18 protein-coding genes and 1 tRNA gene are annotated in these 16429 nt (G+C 59.2%); 12 read left to right on the top strand and 7 right to left on the bottom strand.

From position 1 onward, the window contains the following. Positions 1-45 precede the first annotated feature (45 nt). Both IBX59_RS11055 and IBX59_RS11050 read left to right on the top strand, forming a co-directional pair. Positions 46-465 (top strand): DUF6314 family protein, encoded by a 420-nt coding sequence (locus IBX59_RS11055; RefSeq protein ID WP_296375448.1) that lies wholly within the window; start codon positions 46-48, stop codon positions 463-465. Positions 466-562: 97 nt separating this feature from the next. Continuing rightward, positions 563-1168, top strand: coding sequence for a biotin transporter BioY (locus tag IBX59_RS11050; RefSeq protein WP_296375446.1), 606 nt, complete (start codon positions 563-565; stop codon positions 1166-1168). A gap of 51 nt (positions 1169-1219) precedes the next feature. Here IBX59_RS11050 and IBX59_RS11045 read toward each other — a convergent pair whose 3' ends face one another. The 3 genes from IBX59_RS11045 to IBX59_RS11035 form a co-directional block, all read right to left on the bottom strand. Then, positions 1220-2422 carry a bifunctional alpha/beta hydrolase/OsmC family protein gene (locus IBX59_RS11045; protein ID WP_296375444.1) on the bottom strand — a complete coding sequence of 401 codons (1203 nt, stop codon included), beginning with the start codon at positions 2420-2422 and terminating at the stop codon, positions 1220-1222. A gap of 162 nt (positions 2423-2584) precedes the next feature. Next, the gene (glnA, locus tag IBX59_RS11040; RefSeq protein ID WP_296375442.1) at positions 2585-3991 is read right to left on the bottom strand and encodes a type I glutamate--ammonia ligase; all 1407 of its coding nucleotides are present in this window, start codon (positions 3989-3991) and stop codon (positions 2585-2587) included. 32 nt (positions 3992-4023) lie between these two features. Then, complete coding sequence (locus IBX59_RS11035; protein WP_296375440.1) at positions 4024-4362, bottom strand: P-II family nitrogen regulator; 339 nt, start codon at positions 4360-4362, stop codon at positions 4024-4026. Between the two features lie 176 nt (positions 4363-4538). Between IBX59_RS11035 and IBX59_RS11030 the strand changes: the two genes are divergently transcribed. From IBX59_RS11030 to tig, 3 genes are all read left to right on the top strand, one after another. Then, a complete protein-coding gene (locus IBX59_RS11030; RefSeq protein WP_296375438.1) occupies positions 4539-6122 on the top strand; it encodes an NAD(P)H-hydrate dehydratase in 1584 nt (527 codons plus the stop codon). A gap of 87 nt (positions 6123-6209) precedes the next feature. Then, positions 6210-6294, top strand: a tRNA-Leu gene (locus IBX59_RS11025). Between the two features lie 21 nt (positions 6295-6315). After that, a complete protein-coding gene (tig, locus tag IBX59_RS11020) occupies positions 6316-7647 on the top strand; it encodes a trigger factor (RefSeq protein WP_296375436.1) in 1332 nt (443 codons plus the stop codon). A 138-nt stretch (positions 7648-7785) separates the two neighbouring features. On the opposite strand, the gene rplI is transcribed toward tig, so the two are convergent. The 3 genes from rplI to rpsF are packed head-to-tail and all read right to left on the bottom strand — an operon-like array spanning position 7786 to position 9044. Further along, positions 7786-8403, bottom strand: coding sequence for a 50S ribosomal protein L9 (rplI, locus tag IBX59_RS11015; protein ID WP_296375434.1), 618 nt, complete (start codon positions 8401-8403; stop codon positions 7786-7788). A 12-nt stretch (positions 8404-8415) separates the two neighbouring features. Beyond that, on the bottom strand, positions 8416-8643 hold the full coding sequence (rpsR, locus tag IBX59_RS11010; RefSeq protein ID WP_296375432.1) for a 30S ribosomal protein S18: 228 nt from the start codon (positions 8641-8643) through the stop codon (positions 8416-8418). A gap of 20 nt (positions 8644-8663) precedes the next feature. Beyond that, positions 8664-9044, bottom strand: a complete 381-nt coding sequence (gene rpsF, locus IBX59_RS11005; RefSeq protein WP_296375429.1) for a 30S ribosomal protein S6 — start codon at positions 9042-9044, stop codon at positions 8664-8666. A gap of 285 nt (positions 9045-9329) precedes the next feature. On the opposite strand from rpsF, the gene IBX59_RS11000 reads away from it, so the two are divergent. Continuing rightward, the gene (locus IBX59_RS11000; RefSeq protein WP_296375428.1) at positions 9330-9905 is read left to right on the top strand and encodes a YceI family protein; all 576 of its coding nucleotides are present in this window, start codon (positions 9330-9332) and stop codon (positions 9903-9905) included. A 64-nt stretch (positions 9906-9969) separates the two neighbouring features. On the opposite strand, the gene IBX59_RS10995 is transcribed toward IBX59_RS11000, so the two are convergent. Next, positions 9970-11166, bottom strand: a complete 1197-nt coding sequence (locus IBX59_RS10995; RefSeq protein ID WP_296375425.1) for a cytochrome b/b6 domain-containing protein — start codon at positions 11164-11166, stop codon at positions 9970-9972. Positions 11167-11336: 170 nt separating this feature from the next. Between IBX59_RS10995 and fabD the strand changes: the two genes are divergently transcribed. The 6 genes from fabD to IBX59_RS10965 form a co-directional block, all read left to right on the top strand. After that, positions 11337-12275: an ACP S-malonyltransferase gene (gene fabD / locus IBX59_RS10990; protein WP_296375422.1), complete on the top strand. Its 939-nt coding sequence runs from the start codon at positions 11337-11339 to the stop codon at positions 12273-12275. 21 nt (positions 12276-12296) lie between these two features. Then, complete coding sequence (gene fabG / locus IBX59_RS10985) at positions 12297-13034, top strand: 3-oxoacyl-[acyl-carrier-protein] reductase (RefSeq protein WP_296375421.1); 738 nt, start codon at positions 12297-12299, stop codon at positions 13032-13034. A gap of 167 nt (positions 13035-13201) precedes the next feature. Beyond that, on the top strand, positions 13202-13435 hold the full coding sequence (locus IBX59_RS10980; RefSeq protein ID WP_296375419.1) for an acyl carrier protein: 234 nt from the start codon (positions 13202-13204) through the stop codon (positions 13433-13435). A 174-nt stretch (positions 13436-13609) separates the two neighbouring features. Further along, entirely contained in the window at positions 13610-14869 is a 1260-nt protein-coding gene (fabF, locus tag IBX59_RS10975; protein ID WP_296375417.1) for a beta-ketoacyl-ACP synthase II, read from the top strand. Then, positions 14869-16029 (top strand): endolytic transglycosylase MltG, encoded by a 1161-nt coding sequence (mltG, locus tag IBX59_RS10970; protein ID WP_296375415.1) that lies wholly within the window; start codon positions 14869-14871, stop codon positions 16027-16029. The genes fabF and mltG overlap by 1 nt, the downstream gene beginning before the upstream one ends. A 171-nt stretch (positions 16030-16200) precedes the next feature. After that, positions 16201-16429: hypothetical protein (locus IBX59_RS10965; protein ID WP_296375413.1), on the top strand; the 229-nt coding region annotated here is incomplete at its 3' end.

Below are 16429 nucleotides of genomic sequence, written 5' to 3'. Positions count from 1 at the left end.
TTGCGTCATAAAGATCCGCGCCCGAAGCCTCAAGGGAGAGATGACATGACCATGCTTGGCGTGGCGGACTTTGCCGGGCGCTGGCGGTTGCAGCGCACAATCACCGACCGGCTGGGCGGGCAGATGGGGCATATGACGGGGCAGGCGGTGTTTACGCAGGCCGGGCCGGGCGTGCTGGCCTATCACGAAACCGGCGATCTGCGCATTGGCGACGGGCCGGTGATGACGGCCACGCGCGGGTATCTGTGGGTATTTGATGCAGGCGGGGTTGCGGTGCAATTTCCCGATGGTGCGGCGTTTCACAGGTTCACGCCTGCGGGCCATGTGGCGGGCACCGATCACCCCTGCGGCGCTGACCTGTATCGCGTGCATTATGATTTCAGCCGCTGGCCCATGTGGCGCGCCACATGGGTCGTACATGGCCCGCGCAAGGATTATACATCTGCCGCTGATTATCGCCGGTAAGGTGGGTTTTACCCCGCCCTGCGCAGGGATGGCTTGCGATTTGGCTGTCCTTGAGGCAATAAATGCAGAAGACTGACAACAAAGGGGAGAGCGGCACATGGCCCTCGCACGTAACGACATGGTTCTGACCGAGGCCTTCGGGCCGTCGCAGGGAACCGCACTGCGCGTCAAACAGGTGGCAATGGTGTTTCTTGGAATTGTCGCACTGGCAATTTTCGCCAAGATCAAGGTGCCGGTTCCCGGCAGCCCTGTGGCCATCAGCATGGGCACCTTTGCCGTTCTTTCCATCGGGGCGGCCTATGGGCCACGTTTGGGCCTGACCACGATTCTGGGCTATCTGATCATCGGGATGTTGGGCTTTGACATTTTCCAAAGCTCGACCGCCGATCTGAACGGTATCAGCTATATGATGGGCAGCACCGGCGGCTATCTGGTGGGTTATATGCTGGCGACGCTGGCGCTGGGGTTTGCGGCGCGCGCCGGTTGGGACCGGTCGGTGCTGATGATGGCGCTGGCGATGCTGATCGGCAATGCGCTGATCTATCTGCCCGGCCTGGCGTGGCTGGGCGTGCTTTATGGCTGGGACCAGCCGATCCTGGCCTGGGGCCTGACACCGTTCCTGCTGGGTGATGCGCTGAAACTGGGGCTGGCAGCACTTTTGGTGCCTGCTCTGTGGAAACTGATCGGCACTGCTCGCAGGTAAGCCTGCCACAGCACGACATTGAAAAGGCGCTGCATTCCGCAGCGCCTTTTTTCATGCCAGTTTGGTGGTGATGGTGGAGGCCTGTTCCAATGTGCGATGCACCGGACATTTGTCGGCGATGTCCAGCAGGCGCGCGCGCTGGTCATCGGTCAGGTCGCCGTCCAGATGGATCACCCGTTCAAAATGGTCGACCTGGGTGCCAGCGGCGGCATCTTCGGCGTGGGTTTTGGCGTGGGTCACATCCACGCAAATGCCCGCCAGCCGCCAGCCCTTGCGCCGCGCATACATGCGCACCGTCATCGACGTGCAAGCCCCCAGACCCGCCGCGACAAGCCCGTAGGGCGACAGCCCCTTGTTGGTGCCGCCGAACTTTTCCGGCTCATCCGCCAGTAGGTGATGCGGGCCTGACTGGATGTCTTGCAAGAAACCCGCAGCGTCAGCTTCGGTCACGCGCAGCACGCCTTCGGGCGCATTGGCCGTTTTCGGGGCCTCGGGCAGGGCCAGATAGCGTTTCGACCATGCCGCGATCACGTCGGCGGCATATTCGGCGTCGGCGGCCTTGGTCAGCAGGTGGTCGGCGTTATCTAGGGTGACAAAGCTTTTGGGGTGTTTGGCGGCGCGAAAGATATCAGCGGCATTGTCGATCCCGACTACCTGATCCAGCGGCGCGTGCAGCACCAGCAGGGCCGCGCCCAGATTGGCAATGGACGCTTGCAACGCGGTTTCCGCGATGTCGTCAACAAAGCCCTGACCGATCCGGAATGGCCGCCCGCCAAGGCTGACCTCGGCCACACCTTTTTCGGCGATTTCGGGCAGGTGATCGGCAAAATTCGCGGTGACATGGGATGGATCGCAAGGCGCGCCGATGGTCACGACCGCCTTGATTGATGGTATCTTGGGGGCGGCTTTCAGCACGGCAGCCCCGCCCAGCGAATGCCCGATCAGCAGTGATGGCGCCATGCCGCGTGCGTCCAAGGCCGCCGCAGCGGCGATCAGGTCATCCACGTTCGAGGTAAAGCTGGTGTTTTCAAATTCACCTTCGGAATGGCCAAGGCCGGTAAAATCGAACCGTAACACCGCAATGCCCATGGCCGCCAGCCGTGCCGCGATGCGCCGGGCGGCGATGATATCCTTGGAACAGGTAAAACAATGGGCAAACAGTGCTGTCGCCAGATGCGGGCCTGTGGGCAGATCAAGCCGCGCGGCCAATGGTGTGCCTGCGTGGCCAGTGAATGTCAGCTTTTCGGTGGGCATTGTCGGATCCTTTGCTTTGCGTCACTGGCATGGCCCGACAGGCGCGCATGCCGCAACCCCGCAGCGCCCAGATCGCGACAAGGTGAGCAATGTTTCGATACGCCATGCAAAAGCCCCGCCAAATGGATCTGACGGGGCTTTTCAATCTGTTTCGGGCCGGATTTAACAGCTGTAATACAGTTTGTATTCGATCGGGTGCGGCGTGTGTTCGTAGGCGTATACCTCTTCCCACTTCAGGTTCATGTAGCCTTCAAGTTGGGATTTGGTGAATACGTCACCAGCCAGCAGGAATTCATGGTCTGCTTCCAGAGATTCGAGCGCTTCGCGCAGGCTGCCGCAGACGGTCGGGATCGCGGCCAGTTCTTCGGGCGGCAGATCGTAAAGGTCTTTGTCAGACGACGGGCCCGGATCGATCTTGTTCTTGATCCCGTCAAGGCCGGCCATCAACAGGGCCGCAAAGCACAGATAGGGGTTTGCCGCCGGATCGGGGAAGCGGGCCTCGACGCGTTTTGCCTTGGGGGATTCGGCCCATGGGATCCGCACACAGCCCGACCGGTTACGCGCGGAATAGGCGCGCAGCACGGGGGCTTCAAAACCTGGAATCAAGCGTTTGTAGCTGTTCGTGGTTGGGTTGGTGATCGCGTTCAGCGCCTTGGCGTGTTTCAGGATACCGCCGATGAAATACAGCGCCTCCTGGCTCAGGTCGGCGTATTTGTCGCCGGCGAACAGGGGCTTGCCGTCTTTCCAGATCGACATGTTCACATGCATCCCGGTGCCGTTGTCGCCCGCGATCGGCTTGGGCATGAAGGTTGCCGATTTGCCATAGGCCTGGGCCACGTTGTGGATGACGTATTTGTATTTCTGGATTTCGTCCGCCTGATGCGTCAGCGTGCCGAAAATCAGGCCCAGTTCGTGCTGGCAGGACGCGACTTCGTGGTGGTGTTTGTCGACCTTCATGCCCATGCGTTTCATGGTCGACAGCATTTCCGAGCGCATTTCCTGCGCATCATCAATCGGGTTCACGGGGAAATAGCCGCCCTTGATACCAGGCCGGTGGCCGGTGTTACCCATTTCATATTCGGTGTCGCTGTTCCACGCGCCGTCGATCGCATCGACCTGAAACGAAACTTTGTTCATCGCCACGCTGAAGCGCACATCGTCGAACACAAAGAATTCAGCCTCTGGCCCGAAATAGGCGGTGTCGCCGATGCCTGACGCCTTGAGGTATTCCTCGGCCTTGACGGCAGTGCCGCGCGGGTCGCGGTCGTAGGGTTCCATCGTGTCGGGTTCGACCACGTTGCAGTGGATGCAAAGCGTCTTTTCTGCATAGAAGGGATCGACATAGGCGCTGGCCACTTGTGGCATCAGTTTCATGTCCGACTGGTCAATGGATTTCCAGCCAGCGATGGACGACCCATCAAACATGAAGCCTTCTTCGAGAAAGTCTTCGTCAACAAGGTCGGACACGACGGTGACGTGCTGCAATTTGCCGCGCGGGTCGGTGAAGCGGATATCAACATAGTCGATATCCTCTTCTTTGATCAGTTTAAGAACAGCTTGGTTGTCCATGTAGGATGCCCTTTTTTAGTAAATTTTAACGATTACAACGCGTCGTCGCCGGTTTCGCCGGTGCGAATGCGAATGGCCTGTTCGATGGACGACACAAAGATCTTGCCGTCGCCGATCTTGTCGGTTTTGGCGGCACCTATGATCGCCTCGATGGCGGCATCGACCTGATCGTCGGACAGCACCACCTCGATTTTCACCTTGGGGAGGAAATCAACAACATATTCGGCGCCGCGATACAGCTCTGTATGGCCTTTCTGACGGCCAAAGCCCTTGACCTCGATCACGGAAAGCCCTTGCACACCGACATCCTGGAGCGCCTCTTTCACTTCATCAAGCTTGAATGGTTTGATGATCGCTTCGATTTTTTTCATGAGTTGCGATTCCCCCTTGCGGTCTTTCATGGTGGTGAGACCATTTCTCTTGCGTGGGCACAATTCGTGTTGGACCCTTGACGCAAGCTGGTCAGGGGTAAAGCGTAATATTTGCACAAAGTTTGTGCAAGCCGCCCTTTAAAAGTGCAAAATGAAAAGACAAAGGTGCTAAAATCATGACCGAACTGCTGACCGCTGCCCAAATGCGCGCCGTTGAACGGGCAGAGATTGATCGTGGTGCGGCGACCGGGCTGGCCTTGATGGAACGGGCGGGCCGCGCTGTGGTTGCGGCAATTTTTGCGCAGTGGCCGGATCTGGCGCCGACTTGGGGGCCAGCCCCCAAACCCCCGGAGTTTTCCGGCCAAGATGAAGGAGAGAGCCATCACGCCGTTGTTTTGTGTGGTCCCGGGAATAATGGTGGTGACGGGTTTGTCATCGCACGGCTGTTACGGGATGCCGGATGGCATGTGGCGGTGTTTTTATACGGTGATGCGGCAAAACTGCCGCGCGATGCGCGGGTCAATGCCTTGCGTTGGGGCGAAACCTGTGTGCTGGATGATCGCTGTCTCGCGCAGATTACTGATGCATCGCTGGTGGTTGACGCGCTGTTCGGCACCGGGCTGGCACGGCCGCTGCGTGGTTTGGGGGCGGTTTTGCAGGGGTTGTGTGATCGTGTGGATGCGGGGGCGGGGCCTGTTGTTGCGGTGGATTTGCCCAGCGGGTTGTGTGCCGACAGCGGGCGGGTGTTGCGGGGTGGTGATGGTGCGCCGTGTGGCAAGGCGGATCTGACCGTCGCTTTTCATGCGGCAAAAAGCGGGCATTATCTGGGGGATGGGCCGCGGCATTGTGGCAGGGTGGTTGTGGCTGACATTGGGTTGACCGACCCTGCGCCGCGTTCTGTCGGGTTGATCACGGCGCCATCGGTCGCCCTGGGCAAGGGGGCGGGGCATAAATTCAGCCACGGTCATGCGTTGGTGCTGTCTGGTGGGGTTGGCAAGGGCGGCGCGGCGCGGCTGGCGGCGCGCGGTGCCTTGCGGGTGGGGGCGGGGGTTGTGACGCTGGGGTGCCCGCCGGCGGCCCTGATCGAAAATGCCGCGCAACTGAATGCCGTGATGTTGCAGGCAATCAAGGATGCCGATGCGCTGGCGCAGGTTCTGATGGACCCGCGGATAACAGCGGTGTGTCTGGGGCCGGGGTTGGGGTTGGGTGCGCGCGCGGCGGCGTTGGTGGCGGCCACGCTGGGCCGGGAGGGCGCGCGCCCTGCGGTGCTGGATGCGGACGCGCTGACGCTGCTGGCGGGCGATCCGGCGCTGTTTGGCGCGCTGCACGCGCGGTGCGTGCTGACGCCGCATGCGGGCGAATTTGCGCGGCTGTTTCCCGATCTTGCCGAAAAGCTGGCTGCGCCTTCGGTGACAGGCCCGGCCTATTCCAAGGTGGACGCGACGCGAGACGCGGCCAGGCGGGTGGGCTGCGTGGTGCTGTTCAAGGGGCCCGATACGGTGATTGCCGATCCGTCGGGGCGGTGCAGTATCAATGCATCGGTCTATGCGCGCGCCGCGCCGTGGCTGGCGACCGCAGGGTCGGGGGATGTGCTGGCGGGGGTCATCGTCGGGTTGCTGGCGCGGGGCCATGCGCCCATGCAGGCGGCAGAAACCGCCGCTTGGCTGCATACGGAAACGGCGCTGCATTGCGGCCCCGGCCTGATCGCGGAAGACCTGCCCGAGGCGCTGCCGCAGGTGTTTCGCGCATTGGGGCTGTAGGCCGCACTTTTCTCTCGCATCCTGTCGCGGGCTTTGCTAGACAGCGCGCAAACTTGGGGTAGGTGACCGCCTGCCCCTTTTGATCATGCGGGTGTGGCGGAATTGGTAGACGCACCAGATTTAGGTTCTGGCGCCGCAAGGCGTGGGGGTTCAAGTCCCTTCACCCGCACCAATGAATGAAGAAGGATAGACAATGCAGGTCACCGAGACCCTGAACGAAGGCCTCAAGCGCGGCTATGCCATCACCGTCACGGCGGCCGAATTAAACGCCAAGGTTGATGAAAAGCTGAAAGAGGCGCAGCCCACGGTCGAAATGAAGGGGTTTCGCAAGGGCAAGGTGCCAATGGCCTTGCTGCGCAAGCAATTCGGCCAGCGCCTGATGGGCGAAGCCATGCAAGAGACCATCGATGGCGCCCTGACCAGCCATCTGGAAGGCTCTGGCGATCGCCCTGCAGCGCAGCCTGAAATGAAGATGACCAACGAAGACTGGAAAGAGGGCGACGATGTCAACGTCGAGGTCAGCTATGAAAAGCTGCCTGATGTGCCAGAGACCGATTTCAGCGCCATCAAGCTGGAAAAGATGGTCGTGAAGGCCGATGATGCTGCCGTGCAAGAGGCGCTGGACAACCTTGCCGCCTCACCACAGGCCGTCAGCTTTGAGCCGAAAAAGACGCAAGCGAAAAAAGACGACCAGGTCGTGATTGATTTCGTGGGTAAGGTTGATGGTGAACCGTTTGAAGGTGGTTCAGCCGAGGATTATCCGCTGGTGCTGGGGTCCAACTCTTTTATCCCCGGTTTCGAGGATGGATTGCTCAAGGTGAAGGCCGGTGAGGAAAAAGATGTCGAGGTGACGTTCCCCGAGGACTATCAGGCGGCACATCTGGCGGGCAAGACGGCTGTCTTTACCTGCACCATCAAGGAAGTCCGCGCTCCCAAGACTCCTGAAATGGATGATGAGCTGGCCAAGAAATTCGGTGCCGAGGATCTGGAGGCTCTGAAGGCGCAGATCAGAGAGCGGCTTGAGGCGGAATATTCCGGTGCTGCCCGCGCAGTTGCCAAACGTGGCCTGCTGGATGCGCTGGACGAGGCTGTCAGCTTTGATCTGCCTGAAAGCCTTGTTACTGCGGAAGCAAATCAGATTGCGCACCAGTTGTGGCACGAGGAAAATCCCGATGTGCAGGGCCACGATCACCCGCAGGTCGAGACCACGGATGAACACAAGACGCTGGCGGCCCGCCGTGTGAAACTGGGGTTGTTGCTGGCGGATATCGGCCAGAAGGCCGAGGTGAAAGTCACCGATCAGGAAATGACGCAGGCAATCATGAACCAGGCACGCCAGTATCCCGGACAGGAACGCGAGTTCTTTGAATTTGTGCAGCAGAATGCGCAGTTCCGCCAGCAGATGCAGGCCCCGATGTTTGAAGACAAAGTCGTTGATCTTATCTTTGCCAAAGCAGATGTGACGGAAAAAGAAGTCAGCAAGGAAGATTTGCAGACCGCTGTTGAAAAGCTTGAAGAAGAATAAAGCAGCAGATGCATGAATGTAAAAAAGGCGCCCTTTGCGGCGCCTTTTTTTATGGGCGGCTTTTGCCGGATATCTGGGTATGAAAAAAGGGCCGTTGCTTGCGCACGGCCCTTTTTGATGTCTGTAACGGTGACGTGTTTATGCGTCGTCGTCGTTATCGTTACGTCCTGTCGCGGAATCGTCACCGAAATCATCCGATGCGGCACCGCCGATATCGTCGAACAATTCCTGAATTTCAAATTCAGCGGCTGCTTCTTCTTCGGCGGCCAGTTCGGCGATGGATTTACCCGCAGCTTGCAGTTCGGCCTCTTCCACAGAACGGGCGATGTTCAGCGAAATCGTCACGGTCACTTCGGGGTGAAGAACAACGTCAACATCGTGCAGGCCAAGATCCTTGATCGCGCCTTTCAGGACGATCTGTTTCTTGTCCACGCTGAACCCCTCGGCCGTGGCCGCATCGGCTGCGTCGCGTGTTGTCACCGAGCCATAAAGTGACCCACCGTCAGAGGCAGAGCGAATCACGACAAATGTCTGACCGTCCAGCTTTTCACCAAGGCTTTCGGCTTCTTTCTTGGATTCAAGATTGCGCGCTTCCATCTGGGCTTTTTCAGCCTCGAAGCGGGCGAGGTTGGCGGTGTTCACGCGCAGCGCCTTGCCCTGTGGCAGCAGGTAGTTACGGGCGTAACCATCCTTGACGGAAACGACTTCGCCCATCTGGCCCAGCTTTGCGACGCGTTCAAGTAGAATGATATCCATGTGTGTGGCTCCTTACTTTACGGCGTAGGGCAGCAGGGCAAGGAACCGTGCGCGTTTGATCGCCTGGGCGAGCTTGCGCTGGTTCTTGGCACCGACAGCGGTGATACGGGCGGGAACAATCTTGCCACGCTCCGAGATGTAGCGTTGCAGCAGACGTGTGTCTTTATAGTCGATCTTGGGGGCGCCATCGCCCTCGAAGGGATCAGACTTGCGACGACGGAAAAATGGTTTGGTTGCCATGGTTTACTGTCCTTTCCAGATCAACGGCGTTCGCGGCGTTCGCCACGATCAGGACGATCGCCACGGTCACCACGTTCTTCACGCTTTTGCATTTGCACGGATGGGCCTTCTTCGTGTGCATCGACCTTGATGGTCAGCACGCGCATCACGTCATCATGCAGGCGCATCAGACGTTCCATTTCCTGAATGGCTGCCGCGGGTGCATCCGTCCGCAAAAAGGCATAGTGACCTTTGCGGTTCTTGTTGATCTTGTAGGCCATCGTTTTGACGCCCCAGTATTCGTTTTCCAGCAACTTGCCTCCGTTGTCGGCAAGCACGGTTCCGAAATGTTCAATAAGGCCTTCAGCTTGCGTGTTGGACAAATCCTGACGCGCAATCATGACATGCTCGTATAGCGGCATGCGTACTCCATTTCATATATCGGCGCATTTCAAAGTGTGGGGCAGTGATACCTTCCGTTCCCCACCCACGAGAGACTGCGCAGTTCCAAGTCATCACGGAAGGATGGCGACTTATAACGCTGAATGATGCGCATGCAAGCCTTGTCTTGGGGAAAACGGCGGCGCGGATCGCGGGTTTGATCCGGTCGCTGGTTGCGAACAGCGGGTGTTCGATTTTGTGTAATTGCATCCGGTCGGTCAGTATTGTTTGAAGCTGCTTCATAAACCCAGCTATTGGAGCAAACAATGAAACACATCCTGTCCGCCGCCGCCACCCTTGCCCTGCTTGCCGCAGCGCCCGCATCTGCCGCACCTGAAAGCTATACGCTTGATTCCAGCCATAGCCAGATTTTGTTCAACTATAACCACCTGGGCTATTCCACGACGTATGGCATGTTTTCCGGTTTCGAAGGCACGATTGCATTTGATCAGGAAGATCCGGCCGCATCATCTGTCAATGTCTCATTTCCTGTGCGGTCGATGTTGACTGGCTGGGAAGCGCGGTTTGAGCATTTCATGTCGGGCGACTTTTTTGGTGCCGACGCCGATGAACTGGTCACATTCACATCCACCGATATCGAAGTCACGGGCGAAAATACCGCGCTGATCACTGGTGATCTGACGCTGAACGGCATCACCAAATCCGTCGTGCTGGACACGGTTCTGAACCAGATGGGTGATCATCCGATGGAAGGCAAGCCATGGGCCGGGTTCGACGCAACGACCACACTGTTGCGGTCGGATTTCGAAGTGGGTGCATTTGCCCCATTCGTCAGCGATGAAGTCAACGTGATGATCTCGATCGAGGCGATGGCAGATTAAGCCACCTTTGCCTTTTGGGCAAAAAGAATGGCCGCGTCCTGATCGCAGGGCGCGGCCATTTTGTTTAGTTTTGGCTGCGCGTGGCCGTTACGGTGATGTCAACCGCAACACCAAAGGCCAGGTTGGTTTCATCATCCATGCTTTGCCCGATGGTGAAATCGCGCCGGTCCAGCGTCACCGTGCCGCGCATTTTGGCGGTATCCCCGTCAATCGTCAGGTCAAAGGGCAGGGTGACGGGCAGGCTGTTGTCCTTGATCGTCAATGTGCCTTCGGCGCGGTAGGCGCCTGTGTCTTCAATAATCGTGGCGTCGAACACAGCGGTGGGAAAGGCATCGGCGTTGAAAAAATCTGCCCCCATCGCCTGATTGGTCACCGATCCAAGCGTCAATGACCCGATTGACACGGTTGTTGTCACGTCGCCCGCAGTGCCGGTGGCATCGGGGTCAAAGCTGATCGCGGCGGTCCAGTCGGCAAAGCGGCCTGTCACGGGGCTGCCAAGCTGGGTCACGGTAATCTCGATCGCGCCGTCGGTCACGGCCCATTCGGACGACACTTGCGCCAGCGTTGCCGTGGTCGAGCGTGCCTCATGCGAAAACAGACCGGCGGCGGCACCGGCCCCAGTGGCCAGCCCGAAGATCGCGAATGCCGCGACGGGTGCTATCAGGTTGCCGTGGTGGGGCAGTGTCACGGGGGAATCTGCCTTGCCGAACCACATCCGGCGCAGGGTTGCGTCCTTGTCCACGAAATGATGCTTGAGCGCGCCCGCGACGTGCAGCAGGATGGCGGCGACCATGATCTTGCTCCAGATCCAGTGCAGCGTGGCAAAGGTTTCTGACAGCGCCTCACTCTTGGGGACCAGCGGCAGGGATTGCCCGATGGGCAACAGGATGGGGGCAAAGCCGCTGGTGGCGGCGTGATGGATCCAGCCGGTCAGCGGCACCGCGACAAGCGACGCATAAAGCAACCAGTGCACGGTGTCGGCCAGCGTCGTTTCCGCCTTGCGGTCGGGGTGCAGGTGGCCGGGTTTGCGCCGCGTCAGCGCCCAGGCAATCCGTGCCAGCGCCACCACAAAGATGACAACACCCAGCGTCTTGTGGATTGAAAACAACTGCGCCTTGAACGCCAGTTGTTCATTTGTTTCATAGGGCAGCTGGTTGGCGACAATCCCAAGCGGGATGACGGTAAGCATCAAAAGGGCGGTCAGCCAGTGAAAGGTCTTTGTGACGGTCCCGTAGTATGAAGCGGTTTGCGCGGCAGGCATGTGAAATCTCCGATCTGTTTGGTGGTGAGGTAGCACTGTGCTGGGAATTGGCACAGGTCACGGGCTGCGCAGGCTGTGTGCATGGGTGCGCATGGCCATGTGGTTGCTTGTGCGCCTGCGGCGGGCAGGGTAAGCCTGTGACAATAATATAGACGGACAGGAGGATGCCCATGCGGGCTTTTGTTTTTCCCGGGCAGGGGGCGCAGACGATTGGAATGGGCAAGGCGCTGGCCGATGCCTATCCGGCGGCCAGGGCGGTTTTTGCTGCGGTCGATGATGCATTGGGCGAAGATTTGTCCGGCATGATCTGGGGCGGCGATATTGCCGATCTGACCCTGACACGGAATGCGCAGCCTGCGCTGATGGCGACATCGCTGGCGGTGATGGCGGCGCTGAAATCCGAAGGGGTCGATGTGACGGCGGCGTCATTTGTGGCGGGTCATTCGCTGGGCGAATATTCGGCCTTGGCCGCCGCCGGTGCGATCACCGTGCCTGATGCCGCCCGCCTGTTGCGCCTGCGGGGGGCGGCGATGCAAGAGGCCGTGCCGGTGGGTGTGGGTGCGATGGCGGCCCTGCTGGGGCTGGATTTCGACACCGCCCGCGCCGTGGCCCAAGAGGCCGCGCAGGGCGAGGTCTGCGAGGCCGCAAATGACAATGACCCCGGTCAGGTGGTTGTGTCGGGCCACAAGGCCGCCGTGGAACGCGCGGTTGAAATTGCCAAGACCAAGGGCGCTAAACGCGCCGTGATCCTGCCGGTCAGCGCCCCGTTTCATTGCAGCCTGATGGCCCCCGCAGCGCGCGCGATGGCCGATGCGCTGGACGATGTGACCATCGCCGCGCCTGCTGTGCCTTTGGTGGCCAATGTCATGGCGCGCGCCGTGTCTGACCCTGATGAAATCCGCGCCTTGCTGGTTGAACAGGTGACAGGTGCCGTGCGCTGGCGGGAAAGCGTGGCCTTTATGGCCGCCCAAGGCGTGACAGAGGTGCATGAGATCGGCGCAGGCAAGGCGCTGTCGGGGATGGTCAAGCGGATTGACCGGGGGCTGACGGCAACCGCGGTCAGCACCCCTGAAGACGTGGCCGGTCTGGCGGCTGCGATCAATACGTGATACTTGAGAAAAGGCAGGCATATGTTTGATTTAGCTGGAAAAAATGCACTTATCACTGGGGCGTCCGGTGGTATTGGTGGTGCGATTGCGGCTGCCCTTTACGGCGCTGGGGCGACGGTGGTGCTGTCAGGCACGCGTGTTGAACCGTTGAATGCGCTGGCCGCGCAATTGGGCGACCGCGCCCATGTGCTGCCCTGTGACCTGAGCGATGCCGAGGCGGTGAACGCGCTGCCAAAACAGGCCGCCGATGCGATGGGATCGGTTGATATTCTGGTGAATAATGCTGGCATCACGCGCGACAATATCTTTATGCGCATGTCGGATGATGAATGGTCCAGCGTCCTGGAAGTGAACCTGACATCCACGATGCGGCTGTGCAAGGGCGTGATCCGGGGCATGATGAAATCGCGCTGGGGGCGGATCGTGAATATTTCCTCTGTTGTTGGGGCAACCGGGAATCCGGGGCAGGCGAATTATGCGGCGTCCAAAGCGGGCATGGTCGGCATGTCGAAATCCATCGCCTATGAGGTCGCCAGCCGTGGCATTACGGTGAATTGCGTAGCCCCCGGTTTCATTACCACCGCGATGACCGACAAGCTGACCGAGGATCAGAAAGCGGCGATTCTGACGCAGGTGCCTGCCGGACGCATGGGGGATCCTGATGAAATCGCTGCGGCAGTTTTGTATCTTTCCAGCCCCGAAGCGGCCTATGTGACGGGGACCACCTTGCATGTGAACGGTGGTATGGCCATGCTGTAGGGGCAGGGATCGGCAAGGGTCAAAACCGTTTGCCTATCTGTGATTGTCTGCTATAGCCCACGCAGATTTGCTGAAAGGCAGAGATGACGCCCTGTTCGGGGACAACAAAGAGGGCAACAGCCCTACGTAAAACAGGGCCAGTGCCCGTAAAGAAATGAGGAATTGACATGAGCGACGTTGCTGACCGCGTGCGCAAGATCGTTGTAGAGCATCTTGGTGTTGAAGAAGACAAAGTGACGGAAACCGCGTCCTTCATCGATGATCTGGGCGCTGACAGCCTTGATACTGTGGAATTGGTCATGGCCTTTGAAGAAGAGTTCGGGATCGAGATTCCCGATGATGCCGCCGAAACCATCCAGACATTTGGTGATGCGGTCAAATTCATCAGCGGCGCACAGTAAGCCGAGAACTTAGATTTCGAACAAAGCGGCGTCCTGTCGGGGCGCCGTTTTTGTATGTGCAGGTTCAGGGCGCGCAGGCTGCATTCTGCCTGATGATCATGCGACCTGCCCTTGCCCCCATGTATCTGCCTGCGCTACTACAGTGCGAAAATACGCCAATGGTGAGGGCTGCAAATGCGTCGTGTTGTTGTAACAGGCTTGGGGCTGGTCACGCCCCTGGCGGATGGTGTGGAAAAAACCTGGGAACGGATCCTTGCGGGTCAATCGGGTGCCGGCACGATAACCGGGTTTGATCCCAGTGCGCTGACGACGACTTATGCCTGTGAAGTGCCGCTGGGTGACGGGTCCGACGGCACCTTTAATGCCGACACCTATATGGAGCCGAAAGAACAGCGCAAGGTTGATACTTTTATTCTGTTTGGCATGGCCGCAGCACAGCAGGCGATCGAAGATTCGGGGTGGATGCCCACAGACCGCACAGATCAGGAACGCACCGGCGTTTTGATCGGGTCGGGCATCGGCGGGCTGAATTCCATCGCCAATACCGCCATCATGATGAAGGAAAAAGGCCCGCGGCGCGTGTCGCCGTTTTTTGTGCCCGGCGCGCTGATCAATCTGATTTCCGGTCAGGTGTCGATCCGCTATGGGTTTCGCGGGCCGAACCATTCGGTCGTTACGGCCTGTTCGACAGGGGCACATGCGATTGGTGATGCGTCCCGTCTGATTCAGCATGGCGATGCCGAGGTCATGATTGCCGGTGGCGCCGAAGCTGCCATTTGTGAAATCGGGATCGCCGGGTTCAACGCCTGCAAGGCGCTAAGCACGAAATACAACGACGATCCGCAGCGGGCCAGCCGCCCGTGGGATGCCGACCGCGACGGTTTTGTCATGGGCGAAGGCGCGGGGATCGTCGTGTTGGAAGAATATGAACATGCCAAGGCGCGTGGTGCAAAGATCTACGCCGAAATCCTTGGGTATGGGCTTAGCGGCGATGCCTATCACATCACGGCGCCGCCCCCAGATCACGAAGGGGCGGAACGTGCGATGCGCGCGGCCTGCAGGAATGCCGGGATTGAACCGGGCCAGATCGACTATGTGAACGCCCATGGCACGTCCACCATGGCGGATACGATCGAATTGGGGGCAGTTGAACGGATGATGGGGGATGCGGCCGCAGGTCTGAAGATGTCATCGACCAAATCTGCGACCGGGCATTTGTTGGGCGCAGCAGGCGCAATAGAGGCGATTTTCAGCATTCTGGCGATCCGTGATCAGGTGGCACCACCGACGATTAACCTTGATAATCAGGCCGTCGAAACGGTTGTGGACCTTTGTGCCAATGAAAAACGGCCATGCAAGATTGATATCGTGCTGTCCAATTCCTTTGGCTTTGGTGGCACCAACGCCAGCGTGGTCTTTGGGAAGGTCACCTGATGTGGCGACACGTTGCAGCCAATGCATTGACCTTTCTGATTGTCGCTCTGTTCTTGTTGGTGGGCGCGATCGGTTGGGGAACGAAGCAATATCGTGACCCCGGCCCCTTGGCGCAGGCGATGTGTCTGCGTGTTGATCCGGGGGCAAACATGTCATCGGTTGCGGCGCAACTGGCCGAAAAAAATGCCGTCAGCTCGCCGCGTATTTTCAGGTTGGGCGCGGATTATCAGGAAAAATCCGGTCTGTTGAAAGCAGGTAGCTTTCGCGTGCCGGAAGCCGCCTCGATGGCCGAGATTGTCGATATTGTCACGCGCGGCGGGCGCAATACCTGCGGGACCGAGGTGATCTATCGGATCGGTGTCAACGCGGCCGATATTCAGGTGCGCGAACTGAACCTTGTCAGCAATGATTATGAAGAACTGGTGCGTTTTGATCCAGTGGCCGATGATGCGCCCGACGCCTATGGCCGTGTGCGCGTGGCCAATGATACAACCTATCGTGTGACGCTGGCAGAAGGCGTGACCAGTTGGCAGGTCATGACCGCGCTGAATGCCTTTGACGCGCTGGATGGCACGGTAACCGAGACGCCCGCCGAAGGGATGCTGGCCCCCGACAGTTACGAAATTCGCACGGGCGAACAGGTGGCGGATATTCTGGCGCGAATGCAGGCCCGGCAAGAGGCGATTTTGGCCGAGGCATGGGCGAACCGCGCCGAGGGTTTGCCCCTTGCCACCCCGCAAGAGGCCTTGATCCTAGCCAGCATCGTGGAAAAGGAAACCGGTGTGCCGACAGAGCGCAGGCAGGTGGCCAGCGTGTTCGTGAACCGTTTGATGCGGGGCATGCGTTTGCAGACGGACCCGACGGTGATTTATGGCATCACGCGGGGCGAAGGGGTTCTGGGGCGCGGGTTGCGCCAAAGTGAACTGCGCGGTGAAACGCTTTGGAATACTTATGTTATTTCCGGCTTGCCACCCACGCCCATCGCCAACCCCGGTCGCGCCAGCATCGAGGCGGCGCTGAACCCTGACACCACGGACTATGTCTTTTTCGTGGCCGATGGCACCGGCGGGCACGCCTTTGCCACCAACCTTGACGACCACAATCGCAATGTGGCCCGCTGGCGCCAGATCGAGGCAGAGCGTGCGAATAGTGGCGGCTAACCGTTTGTAAAGATTAACGATACATTTTTATGCCGCGCGCAACGCAACCCGCAATTGATTGACTTTTGCGGTAAAATACGCCTATTCTGACCTTGCTAGACGGGTGGTTATGGCCTTGTGCCGCGCCCCCCGCTCGACCGTAACGGAAGCCCCCTTACAGGTCAGACCATCATGAAAGAAATGAACGAAGCGGGCGCGCATGGCCTTGGCGATGCGGCGGCGCGCGTGGCGGAAATATCGGGCCTTTTTGTCAGTATCCGGCAACTGATCACATATATGATCGACAGCATCGGCGTGCCCGATGCCCAAACCCCCAAAACGATCATCAACAAGCTTGGCGAATTGCAATCCGCGCACCTCAAGGTGCTTGCGGCAGAGGAGGCGTTTCATGCCCAACAAG

The sequence above is a fragment of the Yoonia sp. genome, assembly GCF_014859355.1.
Classification (GTDB): Bacteria; Pseudomonadota; Alphaproteobacteria; order Rhodobacterales; family Rhodobacteraceae; genus Yoonia.
Note: the sequence above shows the minus strand (reverse complement) of the source record. Positions and strands in the feature narration are given on the sequence as shown.